We start from the raw sequence: 15547 nt of genomic DNA on the forward strand, positions 1-15547 counted from the left end.
TTGAACTCACCCGCTCTGCGCCGTTTGATGGCTCAATATTGTAGTGCTGACTAATTTGATAGTTCGTTTTCCGCTTTATGTTCCACCAAAACCTCACGGAAATGAGTCACCAGTGGACGAAGATTGGCTTTATGCCATACCGCCCATAACTGCGTGGTGTAGAACATCCATGGAATTTCACGCAGCACCACCCCTGCGGGGGCGTTGTGGCGCAGGCTGCGTTGAATAAGCGTTAAACCTAATCCCGCAGCAACCAATCCTAATGCCGTCAGCGGTTCCCCTGCTTCCAGCTTAATGTTCGGGCTAAACCCGGCTTTTACGCACGCTACGACAAAATCATCTCTCGAATTGGCATCTTCTTTATGAATCACCGAGATCCAGTCCTGTTCTATTAAATCAGCTGGCTGCAGATTGTCTTTATCAACCAAGGGATGCAGCTCCGGTATTGCAAGCAACATACGGTCATCAAGCACCTGCGCGAACTCAAGATCGGGATCGTCGACATCCGGCTGCGTGTTAACCAAGGCAATATCAAGACTGCGCTGGCGAAGGCCTTCGAGCTGCATGAATGAAGGCTGGCTGTACAAAACAATGTGTACGTCGGGCCTCGATAACCGCAATTTACGCAGCGCATTGGATAACACGCCTGAATGCATGGCGTTTTCTATATAACCAATGCACAAGCCGCCATCTTCCCCGCGCCCCAGTCGACGGCCCAAAGATTCCAATCGATTGGCGTGGGTCAACAAGGCACGCGTTTCAGCCAAAAACGTGTGGCCATCTCGGGTTAAACGGATACGTTGCTGATTTCGTTCAAATAATATCAACCCCAAACGTTCTTCAAGCTGCGCTATCTGCCGACTTAATGGGGATTGGGAGATGTGCAGCCGTTCCGCCGCGCGCCCCACGTGCTCCTCTTCTGCCACCGCGACAAAGTATTTCAACTGACGTAAATCAATCATGCTAGACTCTAAAGGACTCAAGTTAGACAAATTATGTCCTATCAAGTCATAAGTTATCAAACTATATTTTGCCTCGAACACAGGGCAGACACGTCTCGTGCTGAACTGAAAAATTATTTCTTCCTGAGGGAAGAGTGAAAATAGAGGACATAGCCTTATGAGTATTCGACATATTTTACCGGCAAACATTGGTTTCGGTGGCGCACCGCTTGGCAACATGTTCCGCGCAATACCCCAAGAGGAAGCCCTTGCCGCGGTGAGTGACGCATGGGACCACGGCGTTCGTTACTTTGATACCGCACCGCTGTACGGTTCAGGCCTATCAGAAATTCGCATGGGTGAGGCCCTGTCCCAATATCCTCGCGATGAATACATTCTGAGCACCAAAGTGGGCCGCATCATGCTTGATGAGATTGAAGACACGTCATCACGCGATTTGGGCGATAAAGGCGGCCTATTTGAACATGGCCTGCCAAACAAAATCGTTAATGATTACTCGGCTGACGCCACCATGCGCTCTATTGAAGATAGCCTTAAGCGTTTAAAAACCGATCGCCTTGATATTGTTTGGATCCACGATCCAGCCCAAGATTTCTATGGTGATAGCTGGCTGGAACAGTTCAACATTGCTCGCACCGGGGCGTTCCGTGCCCTGACGCGTTTGCGCGATGAGGGCGTGATTAAAGCCTGGGGCTTGGGCGTAAACCGCGTTGAACCTTGTGAATTGGCCCTCGGCTTAAATGAAGCACAGCCTGATGCCTTCCTGCTGGCTGGGCGCTATTCCATTTTGGATCACGAACGTGCCCTACAGCGTTTAATGCCTGAAGCCTTGCAGCACAACGTCGATATCGTGGTCGGTGGCCCTTACAACTCCGGCGTGATGGCGGGTGGCGAACACTTTGAGTATCAGAAAGCTTCTGCAGAAATCCTGAAGAAAGTGTCGAAAATCAAAGAGATTGCTGCTCGCTTTAACGTGGATGTAAAAGCCGCTGCTCTGCAATTCTCTTTAGCTAACCCAGCCGTTGCGGCAGTGATCCCAGGTTCCAGCCGTCCGGGACGTATCGCTGAAGATTTAGCAGCACTGAAAGCGGTGATCCCGGCAGATTTCTGGGCGGAATTACGTCGCCAGAAGCTGATTGCTGAAAACGCACCGTTACCTGTTCTTCGTTAATTAAAAATAGGCGGCCGCTGCTCGACGGCAGCGGGCTTGCCTATTAGGAATGTCTAATGAAATTAGATCTAACTGACAAAATTGCCGTGGTTAGTGGTTCCACCTCGGGCATTGGTTTGGGCATCGCCAGCGGGCTGGCTCAGGCGGGGGCGACAGTAGTGATTGTTAGCCGCCATCAGCAAGGCGTTGACGCCGCGGTCGCCACTATTATTCGCCACCAACCGGATGCCCGCTTGCAAAGCGTGGTCGCTGACCTAACCACAGAACAAGGGGCTAAAACCCTGTTTGCCGCCGTACCAGAGGCCGATGTACTGGTGAACAATCTTGGTATTTATAACGATGTCGATTTCTTTGCAGTAGAAGACGACGAGTGGGCGCGCTTTTACGACGTAAACGTCGTCTCCGGCGTTCGTCTGTCACGCCACTATGCATCAGGAATGGTTGAGAAAGGGTGGGGCAGAGTCATTTTCATCTCCTCAGAATCTGGCGTCGCCATTCCGGCCGACATGATCAACTACGGCGTGACCAAAAGCGCGAACCTAGCTGTTTCTCATGGCTTGGCAAAACGGCTGGCGGGGACGGGCGTGACGGTTAATGCCATTCTGCCGGGACCAACCTACACCGAAGGTTTAGGGGATATGCTTGCCGATGCCGCCGAGCAATCGGGCAGGACTCGCCGTGAACAGGCCGATGAGTTCGTTAAAGTCTCGCGCCCAAGCTCAATCATACAACGGGCCGCAGAAGTGGGAGAGGTAGCGAATCTTGTGGTTTATATCGCCTCTTCCCTTTCTTCGGCGACGACGGGTGCAGCACTGCGCGTTGATGGCGGTGTAGTTGACACCTTAGCAATGTAACTAGCTAAATTTTATGGAGTAATACAATGTCACATGTTAGCGTTTCTATTGAAATCCCAGCATCACCCGATCAAGTATGGCAATTGATGGGCGGTTTCGACTCCCTGTCAGACTGGCTGCCGTTTATCCCTAAAAGCGAGATAACGGAAGGTGGCCGAGTCCGCAGCCTGACAACAGAAGACGGCGGCATCGTGGTTGAACGCCTGCAATCCTTCGACAATCAGGCAAAAAGCTATAGCTATTCCATCTTGCAGGCACCTTTCCCTGTCGTAGATTATCTCGCCACGCTGTCAGTTCATCCCACGGCAGATGACAATGTCAGCCGAGTCGAATGGTCAGGGCGCTTCACGCCAGTGAATGTCAGTGACGCAGAAGCGGAAGCCCTATTTAGCGGTATTTTCGAAGGCGGCCTTCAGGCATTAAAAAATAACTTCATTGCCTGATAATCCATACCGGGCCCCTTTGGGTCCGGTGATTTCATTGCAACAGGACCCAATAACTCCGCTATGTAAATCTCCATTTTTGGCGTGATGCCAGAAAGAAAATTCACATTCTTGAATGCTGGCGTCCGAAGGGATGTATTGGGCCAAACATAATTCTCGTGGGTATTTATTCTCTGAGTAAATATTATGCGCGGGTCGTTAAAGAATATACTTATCAGTATATTAATGAAATATTTGCCAAACAGGTACATTTATAGGGATGCCATTATGGTGAAAAAAACCTCTTCAGAACAGCGTCGCGAACTCGGTGCTTTCCTGGTAAGCCGCCGCGCGCGCCTCAATCCTGAGGACTTTGGTATGCATAAGGGGACTCGCCGCACGCCCGGTTTACGTCGTGAGGAAGTCGCCATGCTGGCTGGCGTAAGTGTGAGTTGGTATACCTGGCTTGAGCAGGGAAGAGAAATTAAGCCCTCGGCGGATGCACTTCAGCGTATTGCCAGCGTTCTTAAACTTAATCGAATAGAGTCATCTCATCTTTTCGCCCTTTCGCCACGCGAAGAACCGATACCCCATACTCTGGAAGATGGGGTGAGTGACGGTCTGGAAAGGCTAGTGCGCGCAATCAATCCCATTCCTGCTTATGTGAGAAATGCCCGGTTGGATATTCTTGCCTGGAATGATGCTATCGCTGATTTGTTTATCGATTATGGCTCGCTGCAGCCTCATGAGCGCAATACCTTGCGTCTATTGTTTCTCTATCGACCTTACCGCACGCAAATCCTCGACTGGGAGCAGATGGCGAGAGGCATGATCTCGGTTTTCCGCGCGTCGCGCGCCCACGCTCAGGACAAAAAACCCTTCGACCAACTCATCGCCGAACTCTCTGAAAAAAGTTCTGAATTCAAGGAATGGTGGCAGGATACCGACGTCAAAGGCATGGGAGAGGGGAGTAAGCGGCTTTTGCATCCGACCTCAGGACATATTGAATTTACCTATGTCGCACTCACGCCAGAGGGGAGACCAGACCTTTCTCTGGTGACTTATATTCCCCGGCACGTTACCTATGACTCCCAGTCATAGGATAACAAGACGCCTTCCTGAGATGATTTGACCTGCTTAGACTGGGTTCATCGCAGCACACGACGTGCTGGTGTTTAACCCCTTAGAGGCAATCATTATGTCATCTCAACCTGTTACGCTGAACACTGAATCTCGCAATGTCGCTATTTCACGCAACCCTGCGACCGACGAGTTAATCGCAACTTATGCATTTCAAACGGCTGACGAAGTAGAAAGCACACTGGCAGAAAACAACGCAGCTTTTCGCCTGTGGCGGGCTACGCCGATGTCAGAACGTGTGGAAGCCTATCGCCGTTTATCTCACATTTTGCGCGAACGCTCAGAGAGTCTAGCCGGGATCATTACCGCTGAAATGGGAAAAACCCTGACGGCGGCCCGCGCTGAAGTCGAGAAGTGCGCGGCCACTCTTGACTGGATCGCCAGCAATGGTCCCGCCATCCTCGCCGATGAGCCTGTATCAGTTGAAAATGACGATCGGGTACATGTCTCCTATCTGCCGATTGGCTCTATTTTGGCCGTCATGCCTTGGAACTTCCCTTTATGGCAGGTTATTCGCGCCTCCGGGCCGATTATGCTTTCCGGCAACGCCTTTATCCTCAAGCATGCCCCCAACGTTATGGGGTCTGCCTATGCTTTGCAGGACGCCTACGAGAGCGCGGGCTTCCCTAAAGGCCTGTTCACAAATCTGATTGCTGATAATGACACTGTTGCCGAGGTGATTGCGGACGACCGCATTGCCGCAGTGACATTAACAGGAAGTATGCGCGCCGGTTCTGCCGTCTCGGCAATTGCTGGTAAAGCGCTGAAAAAAAGCTTGTTGGAGCTGGGCGGGTCAGACGCCTTTATTGTACTCGCTGACGCCAATATTGATTTGGCGGTAACTGCCGCGGTTGAAGCGCGGTTCCAAAATACGGGCCAAGTGTGCTTAGCCGCAAAACGCTTTATTCTGGAAAAACCAATCGCAGAAGAATTCACGCAGAAATTCATCGCCGCCGTCCAGCAGTTAAAGGTTGGCGACCCGTTGGACCCACAAAATCGAGTTGGGCCTATGGCGCGAAAAGATTTGCGTGATGAATTGCATAATCAGGTGGAACGCACTCTCGCCGCCGGCGCAACGCTACTTCTGGGTGGTAAGAAAATGGAAGGCAGTGGCAATTTCTATGCGCCGACCGTGCTGGGTGATGTCGCTCCGGGAATGGCTGCATTTGATGAGGAAACCTTCGGTCCTGTTGCTGCAATAACTATCGCAGATAACGTTGAACACGCTATTGAACTGGCAAATACCAGTGATTATGGCTTAGGAGGCAACCTTTGGACGGAGGATATTCCTCGCGCCCAGCGAATCGCCCGGCGTTTAGAAACGGGCGGAGTTTTCATCAATGGATTTTCCGCCACGAATGCTCGCATCCCGGTAGGCGGGGTGAAAAAGAGCGGTTATGGCCGCGAACTCTCACACTTTGGCCTGCGCGAATTCACCAACGCTCAGGCAGTTTGGGCCAAAAAAGTTAGCTGAGCTTGCAAACGGCGGGTAAAAGACCGCTGGTGAGTCTATCTTAGAATGCGTGCTTTAAGGCACTGGGTCAGGCATCAACGAAGAGAAGGTGCCTGACGCATTACCGATAAAAAGTTTTAAAATACTTGTAGACGACTGGTCTAATAGCTGTTAATTTGCCTTCATCGCAGCAACGGCCAGTCTGACATTCGCCCCATCAATAGACGACTGGTCTAATACACATCTCTTAAACTTAAACGCAGGAGCTTTATAATGAAAATTCTTATGGTTTTAACCTCTCACGACAAATTGGGCGACACCGGTCGCAAAACGGGTTTTTGGCTGGAAGAGCTGGCGGCGCCGTACTACGCATTTAAAGATGCGGGCGCAGACATCACGCTGGCCTCGCCGCAGGGCGGCAATCCACCGCTAGACCCAAAAAGCAATGAGCCTAATTTCCAGACCGAACAAACCCATCGCTTCGAAGCCGATGCTGAAGCTACGGCACAACTGGCTGCGACAGTTCGCCTCGACAGCGTTTCGCAGGATGATTTCGACGCCGTGTTTTATCCGGGTGGTCACGGCCCTCTGTGGGATCTGGCCGAAGATAAACACTCCATCGCACTCATCGAAGCATTCCTGACGGCAAGCAAGCATGTCGCTCTGGTCTGTCATGCGCCTGGCGTGCTGCGCCACGTCAAAACCCCGCAGGGGAAACCACTGGTTGAAGGCCGTAAGGTCACCGGTTTTACCAACAGCGAAGAGGAAGCCGTGGGCTTGACCCGCATTGTGCCTTTCTTGGTAGAAGACGAACTAATTGCCAAAGGCGGGATTTACTCGAAAGGGGAAGACTGGAGCTCTTATGTGGTCAGCGACGGCCTGCTGATCACCGGGCAAAACCCAACATCCTCAGCGGCAACGGCGGCCCAGCTGATTAAGCAACTGGGCGCATAGCGGTTAATGAAGTGGGAAGCGTGCTCAATAAACGCTCCCATAGAATATCTAAACCACATGACACCCTGAATATCTGGGCTGTAAGGCTGAGGGACATTATTTCAGGGCGTTAACTTAAAATGACCATTGAAGGAAATTAATCATGTTTAAAAAATCATTGACTACTCTGGCTTTAAGCTTGGTTCTGTCTGTTTATGCTCAGTCTTCTATGGCTGAACCGGTAAAAAACATTGTTCTGGTGCACGGGGCTTTTGTTGATGGCTCAGGTTGGGATCCGGTGGCGCGCATTTTGGATAAAGCAGGTTACAAAGTGTCGATTGTTCAAGAGCCGCAAACTTCGCTGGCTGATGATGCCGCTGCGACTCGGCGCGTTCTGGCATTACAGAGTGGGAAATCACTGCTGGTTGGCCATAGCTATGGCGGGATGATCATCAGTGATGCGGGAAATGACCCCTCTGTTGCCGGTCTGGTTTACATCGCAGCGTTCCAGCCGGAGCAGGGTGACTCATTGCTGAGTTTGGCAAAAAAATATCCGCCAGCCGCGCAGTCAATTACTGAAACGCCAGATCATTTCCTTTATATCAAACCGGAACATTTCCACGCCGACTTTGCGGCAGATTTATCGGTCAAAGAAACAGATCTGTTGGCGCGTTCCCAAGTCATGCCCGCCGTTGCAGCCTTCACGGCCCCAGCTGGTGTCCCTGCTTGGAAAACCAAGCCAAGCTGGGCCGTTGTGGCGACGCAGGATCGTGCTATCAATCCAGAATTGGAGCGCTTCATGGCGAAACGCGCGAACAGCAAGGTCACTGAATTGAAAGGCAACCATGCCATTTATGCATCGCAGCCGGAAAAAATTGCGGCCTTGATCGAAAAAGCCGCTCAAAGCTTATCGCAGTAAACATGCGTTAAAAGCGTCTCTGGTCAATCATTCTTACAATGACAGCCAAGGGTAAAAATTGGAAGAAAAACACCTTTAAATCAAATGCTCCGCCCATGAGGCGTCGCTGACAGAAAAGAGAATAAAGAGATGAAAACGATTCAAGTGAAAGACGGTTCTAAGATTGCATATAAAGACTTTGGCAAGGGACAAACTATTATTTTCTCCCACGGCTGGCCATTATCAAGTGATGCATGGGACGCGCAAATGTTGTTCTTCGGTCAGCATGGTTTCCGTGTAATCGCTCACGACCGCCGCAGCCACGGCAACTCGAGTCAGACGTGGGACGGCAACGATATGGATACCTACGCTGAAGATTTATCCTCACTCATCGAGCAGTTAGATCTCAAAGACGTTGTTCTGGTCGGACACTCGACTGGCGGTGGTGAAGTCGCACGCTATATCGGTACCTATGGCTCTGCACGCGTCAGCAAAGCAGTACTTATCGGCGCAGTACCTCCGGTTATGCTGCAAAGTGAGAAAAATCCTGACGGCCTGCCTATGGAAGTATTTGATAGCATCCGTGCTGCAGTAGAAAAAGACCGTTCTCAGTTCTACAAGGATCTGACCACGCCGTTTTTCAACTATAACCGTTCGTCAGAGACGCCCTCTGATGGCGTGAGAGAAAGCTTCTGGCTTCAGGGCATGCAGGGTGGAATCAAAGGTCAATATGATTGTATCAAACAGTTCTCTGAAGTTGATTTCACCGAAGACCTTAAGAAAATCGATGTGCCAACTCTGATCATGCACGGTGACGACGATCAGATCGTTCCGCTGGCTGACTCTGCCATCTTGTCCGCTCAACTTGTCAAAGATGCGCAGCTTAAGGTCTATGCCGGATTCGGCCACGGAATGACAATCACCCAAGCTGCTACGATAAATGAAGACCTGCTGAGATTCATTGAAGAGTAATGCGATAAGGGACATACAAGGTCCCCGTTTATACCTGTTTTCTTGGACATTGAACGATTTTTTAAAATCAATTCAGTGTCTAAAAATATACCTACTTACTCACGCTTAAAGTGTGCTTAACATTAATTTAATGAGGATATGATAATGAAAAACGTAACTAAAGCCCTTGCCGTAATCGTACTGACTGCTGCCTCTTTCGCCACTATTGCCGCGACCGAAGTCAACGCTGTACCTGTAAAGGAGCAAAGTATTGGGGTGATCAACGCTTCAGCTGTCGGAACTAATTTGAGTGACCTGCAGGACAAACTGGCAGCGAAAGCGAATGAACATGGCGCAACGTCTTACCGTATTATTTCAGCCGATGGCGATAACTATCTGCACGGTACTGCTGAAATCTACAAATAAGTTCTAGCAACATGGAATTGTTTTAACTTACCGGTAGACGACTGGTCTAGTTCTTGGTAAATTAAACATATGAATACTACAACTCAACTACATAGCAATGAAATCCGCGAGCATATTCTGGCGACAGGCCAGCGTATTATGGCCGGTAAAGGGTTTTCTGCGGTCGGACTGAATGAAATTCTCAAGGACGCTGGCGTCCCTAAAGGCTCCTTTTATCATTACTTTAGTTCGAAGGAAGCTTTTGGTGCGGATATGCTGGCGCACTATTTTGATGACTATCTCGCTGACATCGACAGGACGTTGAGCCAGCCGGGTCTCAATATGGCGCAGAAACTCATGAATTACTGGCAGCAGTGGCGAGAATCTCAGTCGTTCTCTGACTGTCAGGGTAAGTGTCTTGCCGTTAAACTGGGTGCTGAAGTGGCCGATCTGTCGGACACAATGCGCTTAACCCTTGAGGCTGGTACTTCAGGGATAATCTCACGTCTGGCGGAAGCCTTAGAAAAGGGAATAGACGAAGGATCTCTGACGATTGACGATACGCCCCGCATCGTGGCAGAAAGTCTCTACCAGCTTTGGGTAGGCGCAAGCGTCATGGTTAAGATTGTTCGAAATACCGGGCCTTTTGATTCGGCGCTGAACACGACAAGAAAAATTATTCATATCACCCCCTAAGCGAGGGACGGCGGCTAGCAGGCCAAAGGCCTGCTCTAAGGTTTCTAAGCAATAACACAGTGCCGATCAACCTTTTATATTCAGCTTGGCACGCAGCTGCCACATCACAACGCGCCAGTCGAACCAATAAGTAGTCGGTGCTGACATTGATCATTGATTTGCAACCAAGAAATAGCGCCCTGGAGTTCAGCATCTAACTTTACTAAAGCAAAATCAATTTCACTGTAGCGAGAATCAAACTCTACTTCGGGACTTATGGAGAAGTTCAAACTCATTGCAGTATCTCTTCATCAGAATGCCATTTTTAATATCGGGACATGCTCTCTCCTGCGTTGATATAGAGGCTAGTGGAATAACTTCCCGAATGAAAATTGTTTTTGATCAAGGAAATTTAGCGTTTTTTAAAGGCAAATAATAAGGTCGTCTTGGGATCGTTGCACAAGTAATATCCCTAAGAGGTATGCGGAATATATAACCAATCTTGATGGAAAGCAGATGGCCTATATTGCTCATGGGCCATCTGCAATAAGTCAACGAACGGGGGTGCTTTTTTTAGATTTCGGAGAGCTGGCTTCGGCAATAGAGGTTAGTTTCACATCCGTATTTTTCTCTTCTTCCAGCGTTTCAAGCAGGAGTTTTGCTGCCTCGGTATAACCGAGTTTTTTCGCCAGCGCCGCGAGCGTGCCATAGATGGCAATTTCATAGTGCTCCACTTTTTGCGCGGCGCCGATTAGACCGGCATCTAGCACTTCGCCTTTTTCTACTGATTCGATAAGTTCCTGCGCTTCTTCTACCAGACCTTCAAGCGCGTGGCATTTCATACGCTTAATACGAATATCAGCATGTGACTCAGCCACTTTATCAAGGCGCTCAATTTGACCCTGAGTTTCTTCCAGGTGAAGTTTAAATGCATCAACTAATTGAGTATCCGTTGCTGCACGTGCCATTTTTGGAAGTGCTTTGGTAATTTGTTTTTCTGCGCTGTAAACGTCAGATAAATCATGATTAAACAACTCTTTTAAAGTAGTAATAGGCATCAAAACTTCCTCTCATTAAAAAATAACACCTCTAAAGAATAGTCGGGTGAGAAAATAAAAAACTCAATTAAGATTTATCTTACTCCATGAGATTTTATTTAAATGCGACGAAACAGCTAATTATGCATGCGTAAGCTGATGCATAACTTGAGTTAACAGGCTTGCAATCCCTTTAATTAACCTATACTTGCAAGATGAGTCATTTAGACAAAGACATTTTAATTATCTATTAATAATGGAGAGGAATTTCCACCTTATGACTATTTATTAAAGGAAAAAGGATATGATTTCTTATAATCAACATACTCGGTATTTAAAAAAATAATACAGAGCTCATCCATTGATAACCTTAAGAAAATATCCTCTAGACACACTTAAATTGCAAGTGCAGCAAGGATTGCGGCTTCCATTTTCTCCGGGGTAGCGATCGGAGCAAAACGCTTGAGCGGTTTACCGTCGCGTCCAATCAGAAATTTAGTGAAGTTCCACTTGATTTTGCCACCCAGCACGCCGGGTAGTTCATTTTTTAGATGGCGAAATACCGGGTGCGCTGCCGTTCCGTTGACCTGTACCTTCTCGAAGATAGGGAAGCTCACTCCGTAATTAATATAACAGGTCCGCGCGATTTCGTCGGCGTCGCCTGGCTCCTGTTTACCGAACTGGTTGCAGGGGAAACCCAGCACCATCAAACCTTGGGAGGCGTATTTATTGTAGAGCGTTTCAAGACCGCCGTACTGTGGCGTGAAGCCACATTGGCTTGCAGTATTCACGACCAAAACCACCTTACCGGCGAAGTCGCCCATAGAGATAAGCTTGCCGTCCAGACTGGTGGCGGTAAGTTGATGAAAGGTAGTCATATCGGAATCCTCTAAGTAGAAATAGCTCGACGTTGAAATTGCCACTTTATCTGATATATGTAAATAATCAGAGGGGCAGCAGGTTTTCAGAATCAGGACGGAGACTTCACAAAAGTCCCTTATCTATTGAGTGATTAAAATGTAAGATTTATAACTAAATTCGCCATATTTAACATAATCAATGTTATACGCACCAAAATTATCAACGCAAAGCGCTATGCGGTTGCTGCAAAAAGCGGCGGAGCACCGGCAATCTTACACATATTAGTCCCTGTTTAACCTAAACTTGACTCCACCCAACCCGCTTCAGCCGACCCAAGTCGCGACGCCGGACGTTGCCAAACCAAAGGTAAGCCGCCGACTAACAGTGGAGATTTACATCGTTTGGCCTCGCCCCACGGCGTTTTTTCTATTTCCAGAGACAAATCGTCGGGGCTGATTTCCAAACCCTGCGCGGCGACGGGGGCACGCGGCAGCTCAGCCAGCGAGTGCGCTACACGCGCCAGAGACAAGCGCGCCGTTGATGCGCGATTGTCAGTCAAGCGCCAAACCAGAGCGCGGATCACCGCCGCCGCCATTAAATAGCCCGTAGCGTGGTCGAGCGCCTGCACCGGCAGCGGCACAGGCCGGTCCGAATGCGTTCCTTGCATGCCGCAGTGCGCGATCCCGGAGCTCATTTGCACCAGGCTATCAAAGCCGCGCCGCCCGGCCCACGGACCACACCAGCCATAGGCATTGAGAGAAACATCAATCAGACCCGGATTGATGCTGCGCCGCTCGGCTTCGCCATAGCCCAGTCGGACAAGAGCATCGGGGCGATAGCCGTGCACCAGCACGTCGGCTTCGGCCAGTAATCGCTCGAAGGTAGCTCGCCCGGCGGACGTTTTAATATCCAGTCGCGCGCAGCGTTTGCCCAGTGTCACCTCGGGGATCACCGAGGGTTCATCCCACTCCGGCGGGTCTAGCCGCAGCACTTCTGCCCCATAACCGGCGAGGAATCGGGTGGCTATCGGGCCTGCCAGTACGCGGGTCAAATCCAGCACTTTTAGACCCGCCAGTGGCCTTTTTTCTTCAGGTTGCCAAGTTGAGTAAGGAGATTCCGCCTCAGCGGATGACCAGGCAATCAGTGGCTCTGCCGCCACGGCTTTGCCCTGCGGATGGACCTGCCACTCGGCCAAACTGCGCATAACCGCCGCGCAGCCCTTTTGCTCCACAATCGCTGTTTCCAGTGCCTCGCCGGGCCATTTCGCCACCTCTTTCATCACCGCCTCCCGGTCGTCGGCACACTGTAAAACCTTTAGCGCGGCGGCTTTGTGGTGCGGCGCGTTGGTGTGCAGACGGATCCAGCCATCTTGAGTTTTATAGTCTCCGGCAATGGAATCCCACAAGGCGGGCATCTGCCAGCCAATAGGCCGTATTGACCAACTAAACCACAGCGAAGCCAGTTTACGGTCAACCTCCACCTGCGGCTTGTGCCCAAATTGCACTTTGATGAGTTCAGCCAGCGCCATTCCCGCCGCGCCAATCGCCGCAACGGCAAAATCAGTGACCGGGAACTCAGACGCCAATTGCGCCGTGCCTTGCACATCGAACTGAGTTAACGCTTCTTGAGGGAGATGCAGCGCCTGCCGAGCTTGATCAAAAAAAGTCATGGTTACATTCATCATATGTCCGCCTGAGTAAACTGGATTTGAGGGAGCAGTGGGCCATCTTTTAACCCCAGAATAATCTTGCTAATGTTGACGTCAATCTTGACTCTAATCATCAATATTAACCTGAGGATCGCCATGGTGTGGATAACGGCCGCAGAAGCCCTGAGCATTTTGAATGTCCGCCCGCAAACGCTTTATGCCAATGTCAGCCGGGGAAAAATCCGCGCGCAGCCGGATAGCAAAGACAGCCGTCGCAGCCTTTATCACCGCGAAGATGTGATGCGCATGGCGAAGCGAACCAACGGCCGCCGCACGCTAGAAGTGGTGGCCGCGCAGGCCATTGAATGGGGTGATCCGGTGCTGCCTTCGGCGATTTCGACGGTGATTGACGGGCGGCTTTGGTATCGCGGGCAGGACGCGGTGGTCCTTTCGGGCACGGCGTCGTTGGAGCAGGTCGCGGCGCTGCTGTGGGAGTATCCGCAGGCGGACTTCCAGCAGGCGCTGGTTGGCGGCGGCCGCCCTACTCGCCATTTCAAAGGCTTTGCTCAGGCTTCGGCAGCCGGACTGGTGGCTCTGGCCAAGCGCAGCGGCAGTGATTTACCCTCAACGGGGCGCGCTCTTTCGGTACTTCGCGCCGAGGCGGCAGGCGTGTTCGCTACGCTTACCGAAGCCATGCTTGGTATCGACATAACCCTCGGTGGAAGCACGCTCAGCAAGAGTTTGGCCCAGACATGGCAATGCCCCGAGGCGGAAAACGTGCTGCGCCGCACGCTGGTGCTGCTGGCCGAACATGAATTGAATGCTTCTGCGTTCGCCGTGCGGGTGACGATTTCAACCGGCGCGTCGCTGGCCGCCGGGGTGCTCTCCGGGCTGGCATCCTTGACCGGGCCTCTGCACGGCGGTGCTTCGCGCTCGCTCAACGTGCTGGTTGACTCGACCCGGCGAGTCGGCGCGCAGCAGGCCGTCAGGGAGTGGTTGGCGCAGGGGCGGACACTGCCGGGCTTTGGGCATCCGCTCTACCCCGACGGAGACGTGCGAGCCAATGCCATCATGGCAATGTTGCCGAGCGGCGGGCCTTACGGCGAACTCATGGAGTATGTGGCACAGGCAGCGGGCGAGCGCCCGAGCATCGACTTCGCACTCGCCCTGCTGGCGGACACCTACAACTTGCCACAGGAAGCACCCTTTATACTGTTTGCCGTCAGCCGCTGTTCCGGCTGGCTGGCCCACGCGTTGGAGCAGGTCGCCGCCAGTCGGCTGATCCGCCCGCGAGCGCGTTACGTCGGCATCACGCCCAATACACTTTAAGATCTGGCGCTAAACCCCACTACGCCAGCACCACCGCAGTGGCTTCTATCTCCACCAGCAGCCCGTCGAGCGCCAGTCTTGGCACGGGCACCAACGTGCTGGCCGGATAAGGCCCCTCACCCCAAATGCGCTTGGCGGCGGCAGACCAAATCGGCAGCAGCGCCTCGGTGTGGTTCACGATATAGAGATTGATGCGCACAATGTCATGCACGGTTCCCCCACCGGCCTGAATCACCGTTTTCATGCCAGCCAGCGCGCCGGCTAATTGTGCCGAAAAATCAAGGGGCTGGCCATTGTGGTGAATGTCTCCACACTGGCCAGAGGCAAAAATTGTCCGCCCCGCCAGTGGCGCAGTCACTACATGGGTGTAACAGCTCGGCGTAGGATCATGCAGACCTTTAGGATTGATATGGACCAGTTTTGATGAGCTTGGCTGTGACATGGGGTCTCCCGATACTCTGGATAAAACTAGGGTGTAAATGCTTACTGTAAAGCCAGAAAATCGATATTCCAAGTAATTCCTTTGTAAATTAAGTGCTAGGTTCATTCCATGGCGACACTCAATCACGCGTAATCAATGATCGGTCTTCAATTCAGGCACAAAGCAAAATTATGGGGTTTATCCTAGGTTTTAAAGCCAAATGAATAAGATTTTTCATAGCGTAATAAAACTAACTTCATTTTATTCATTAACGATGCTTTTAATTTTCTCTTTTTAAAAGCAGAAATAATGCGATGTAAAACAGGCGAAGAAATAACCATTGACTTCAATAAAGCGCCAATAAATACTTGCATACTATTTAACCTT

18 protein-coding genes are annotated in these 15547 nt (G+C 50.9%); 11 read left to right on the top strand and 7 right to left on the bottom strand.

From position 1 onward, the window contains the following. Positions 1 to 50: 50 nt before the first annotated feature. A complete protein-coding gene (locus ACT3RR_RS16325; protein ID WP_496200718.1) occupies positions 51 to 962 on the bottom strand; it encodes a LysR substrate-binding domain-containing protein in 912 nt (303 codons plus the stop codon). A 157-nt stretch (positions 963 to 1119) separates the two neighbouring features. Here ACT3RR_RS16325 and ACT3RR_RS16330 point away from each other — a divergent pair, with 157 nt between their 5' ends. The 10 genes from ACT3RR_RS16330 to ACT3RR_RS16375 all read left to right on the top strand — a co-directional run bounded on the left by ACT3RR_RS16330 (position 1120) and on the right by ACT3RR_RS16375 (position 9885). Beyond that, positions 1120 to 2133 carry an aldo/keto reductase gene (locus ACT3RR_RS16330; RefSeq protein WP_496200719.1) on the top strand — a complete coding sequence of 338 codons (1014 nt, stop codon included), beginning with the start codon at positions 1120 to 1122 and terminating at the stop codon, positions 2131 to 2133. A 56-nt stretch (positions 2134 to 2189) separates the two neighbouring features. Continuing rightward, a complete protein-coding gene (locus tag ACT3RR_RS16335; RefSeq protein WP_496200720.1) occupies positions 2190 to 2987 on the top strand; it encodes an SDR family NAD(P)-dependent oxidoreductase in 798 nt (265 codons plus the stop codon). Between the two features lie 26 nt (positions 2988 to 3013). Then, positions 3014 to 3430, top strand: a complete 417-nt coding sequence (locus tag ACT3RR_RS16340) for an SRPBCC family protein (RefSeq protein WP_496200721.1) — start codon at positions 3014 to 3016, stop codon at positions 3428 to 3430. A 267-nt stretch (positions 3431 to 3697) separates the two neighbouring features. Beyond that, a complete protein-coding gene (locus tag ACT3RR_RS16345; RefSeq protein ID WP_496200722.1) occupies positions 3698 to 4510 on the top strand; it encodes a helix-turn-helix transcriptional regulator in 813 nt (270 codons plus the stop codon). A 118-nt stretch (positions 4511 to 4628) separates the two neighbouring features. After that, a complete protein-coding gene (locus ACT3RR_RS16350) occupies positions 4629 to 6023 on the top strand; it encodes an NAD-dependent succinate-semialdehyde dehydrogenase (protein WP_496200789.1) in 1395 nt (464 codons plus the stop codon). Positions 6024 to 6275: 252 nt separating this feature from the next. Continuing rightward, positions 6276 to 6956 carry a type 1 glutamine amidotransferase domain-containing protein gene (locus ACT3RR_RS16355; protein ID WP_496200723.1) on the top strand — a complete coding sequence of 227 codons (681 nt, stop codon included), beginning with the start codon at positions 6276 to 6278 and terminating at the stop codon, positions 6954 to 6956. Between the two features lie 142 nt (positions 6957 to 7098). Then, the gene (locus tag ACT3RR_RS16360; RefSeq protein ID WP_278883194.1) at positions 7099 to 7854 is read left to right on the top strand and encodes an alpha/beta fold hydrolase; all 756 of its coding nucleotides are present in this window, start codon (positions 7099 to 7101) and stop codon (positions 7852 to 7854) included. A gap of 129 nt (positions 7855 to 7983) precedes the next feature. Next, on the top strand, positions 7984 to 8805 hold the full coding sequence (locus tag ACT3RR_RS16365; RefSeq protein WP_496200724.1) for an alpha/beta fold hydrolase: 822 nt from the start codon (positions 7984 to 7986) through the stop codon (positions 8803 to 8805). Positions 8806 to 8949: 144 nt separating this feature from the next. After that, a complete protein-coding gene (bhsA, locus tag ACT3RR_RS16370) occupies positions 8950 to 9210 on the top strand; it encodes a multiple stress resistance protein BhsA (RefSeq protein WP_496200725.1) in 261 nt (86 codons plus the stop codon). Positions 9211 to 9279: 69 nt separating this feature from the next. Continuing rightward, positions 9280 to 9885 carry a TetR/AcrR family transcriptional regulator gene (locus tag ACT3RR_RS16375; RefSeq protein ID WP_496200726.1) on the top strand — a complete coding sequence of 202 codons (606 nt, stop codon included), beginning with the start codon at positions 9280 to 9282 and terminating at the stop codon, positions 9883 to 9885. Positions 9886 to 9989: 104 nt separating this feature from the next. Here ACT3RR_RS16375 and ACT3RR_RS16380 read toward each other — a convergent pair whose 3' ends face one another. The 4 genes from ACT3RR_RS16380 to ACT3RR_RS16395 all read right to left on the bottom strand — a co-directional run bounded on the left by ACT3RR_RS16380 (position 9990) and on the right by ACT3RR_RS16395 (position 13446). Then, positions 9990 to 10160 carry a hypothetical protein gene (locus ACT3RR_RS16380; protein WP_496200727.1) on the bottom strand — a complete coding sequence of 57 codons (171 nt, stop codon included), beginning with the start codon at positions 10158 to 10160 and terminating at the stop codon, positions 9990 to 9992. A gap of 255 nt (positions 10161 to 10415) precedes the next feature. After that, on the bottom strand, positions 10416 to 10922 hold the full coding sequence (locus tag ACT3RR_RS16385) for a YciE/YciF ferroxidase family protein (RefSeq protein WP_496200728.1): 507 nt from the start codon (positions 10920 to 10922) through the stop codon (positions 10416 to 10418). 374 nt (positions 10923 to 11296) lie between these two features. Next, positions 11297 to 11779 (bottom strand): glutathione peroxidase, encoded by a 483-nt coding sequence (locus ACT3RR_RS16390; protein WP_353504129.1) that lies wholly within the window; start codon positions 11777 to 11779, stop codon positions 11297 to 11299. 275 nt (positions 11780 to 12054) lie between these two features. Then, entirely contained in the window at positions 12055 to 13446 is a 1392-nt protein-coding gene (locus ACT3RR_RS16395; RefSeq protein WP_496200729.1) for a CoA transferase, read from the bottom strand. A gap of 120 nt (positions 13447 to 13566) precedes the next feature. Between ACT3RR_RS16395 and ACT3RR_RS16400 the strand changes: the two genes are divergently transcribed. Further along, positions 13567 to 14739, top strand: a complete 1173-nt coding sequence (locus ACT3RR_RS16400; RefSeq protein ID WP_496200730.1) for a citrate synthase family protein — start codon at positions 13567 to 13569, stop codon at positions 14737 to 14739. 19 nt (positions 14740 to 14758) lie between these two features. On the opposite strand, the gene ACT3RR_RS16405 is transcribed toward ACT3RR_RS16400, so the two are convergent. Together ACT3RR_RS16405 and ACT3RR_RS16410 are read right to left on the bottom strand one after the other, a co-directional pair. Then, positions 14759 to 15181 carry a RidA family protein gene (locus ACT3RR_RS16405; protein WP_485903306.1) on the bottom strand — a complete coding sequence of 141 codons (423 nt, stop codon included), beginning with the start codon at positions 15179 to 15181 and terminating at the stop codon, positions 14759 to 14761. Positions 15182 to 15363: 182 nt separating this feature from the next. Beyond that, the gene (locus ACT3RR_RS16410) at positions 15364 to 15534 is read right to left on the bottom strand and encodes a hypothetical protein (protein WP_496200731.1); all 171 of its coding nucleotides are present in this window, start codon (positions 15532 to 15534) and stop codon (positions 15364 to 15366) included. Positions 15535 to 15547 lie beyond the last annotated feature (13 nt).

Origin of the sequence: Ewingella sp. AOP8-B2-18 (assembly GCF_052376015.1) — a bacterium.
Classification (GTDB): Bacteria; Pseudomonadota; Gammaproteobacteria; order Enterobacterales; family Enterobacteriaceae; genus Ewingella; species Ewingella allii.

Bases quoted from the DNA above. Each gene is read 5' to 3' on its own strand.
- ACT3RR_RS16325 (WP_496200718.1), bottom strand. From the start codon at position 962: ATGATTGATTTACGTCAGTTGAAATACTTTGTCGCGGTGGCAGAAGAG.
- ACT3RR_RS16330 (WP_496200719.1), top strand. From the start codon at position 1,120: ATGAGTATTCGACATATTTTACCGGCAAACATTGGTTTCGGTGGCGCA.
- ACT3RR_RS16335 (WP_496200720.1), top strand. From the start codon at position 2,190: ATGAAATTAGATCTAACTGACAAAATTGCCGTGGTTAGTGGTTCCACC.
- ACT3RR_RS16340 (WP_496200721.1), top strand. From the start codon at position 3,014: ATGTCACATGTTAGCGTTTCTATTGAAATCCCAGCATCACCCGATCAA.
- ACT3RR_RS16345 (WP_496200722.1), top strand. From the start codon at position 3,698: ATGGTGAAAAAAACCTCTTCAGAACAGCGTCGCGAACTCGGTGCTTTC.
- ACT3RR_RS16355 (WP_496200723.1), top strand. From the start codon at position 6,276: ATGAAAATTCTTATGGTTTTAACCTCTCACGACAAATTGGGCGACACC.
- ACT3RR_RS16360 (WP_278883194.1), top strand. From the start codon at position 7,099: ATGTTTAAAAAATCATTGACTACTCTGGCTTTAAGCTTGGTTCTGTCT.
- ACT3RR_RS16365 (WP_496200724.1), top strand. From the start codon at position 7,984: ATGAAAACGATTCAAGTGAAAGACGGTTCTAAGATTGCATATAAAGAC.
- bhsA (WP_496200725.1), top strand. From the start codon at position 8,950: ATGAAAAACGTAACTAAAGCCCTTGCCGTAATCGTACTGACTGCTGCC.
- ACT3RR_RS16375 (WP_496200726.1), top strand. From the start codon at position 9,280: ATGAATACTACAACTCAACTACATAGCAATGAAATCCGCGAGCATATT.
- ACT3RR_RS16380 (WP_496200727.1), bottom strand. From the start codon at position 10,160: ATGAGTTTGAACTTCTCCATAAGTCCCGAAGTAGAGTTTGATTCTCGC.
- ACT3RR_RS16385 (WP_496200728.1), bottom strand. From the start codon at position 10,922: ATGCCTATTACTACTTTAAAAGAGTTGTTTAATCATGATTTATCTGAC.
- ACT3RR_RS16390 (WP_353504129.1), bottom strand. From the start codon at position 11,779: ATGACTACCTTTCATCAACTTACCGCCACCAGTCTGGACGGCAAGCTT.
- ACT3RR_RS16395 (WP_496200729.1), bottom strand. From the start codon at position 13,446: ATGATGAATGTAACCATGACTTTTTTTGATCAAGCTCGGCAGGCGCTG.
- ACT3RR_RS16400 (WP_496200730.1), top strand. From the start codon at position 13,567: ATGGTGTGGATAACGGCCGCAGAAGCCCTGAGCATTTTGAATGTCCGC.
- ACT3RR_RS16405 (WP_485903306.1), bottom strand. From the start codon at position 15,181: ATGTCACAGCCAAGCTCATCAAAACTGGTCCATATCAATCCTAAAGGT.
- ACT3RR_RS16410 (WP_496200731.1), bottom strand. From the start codon at position 15,534: ATGCAAGTATTTATTGGCGCTTTATTGAAGTCAATGGTTATTTCTTCG.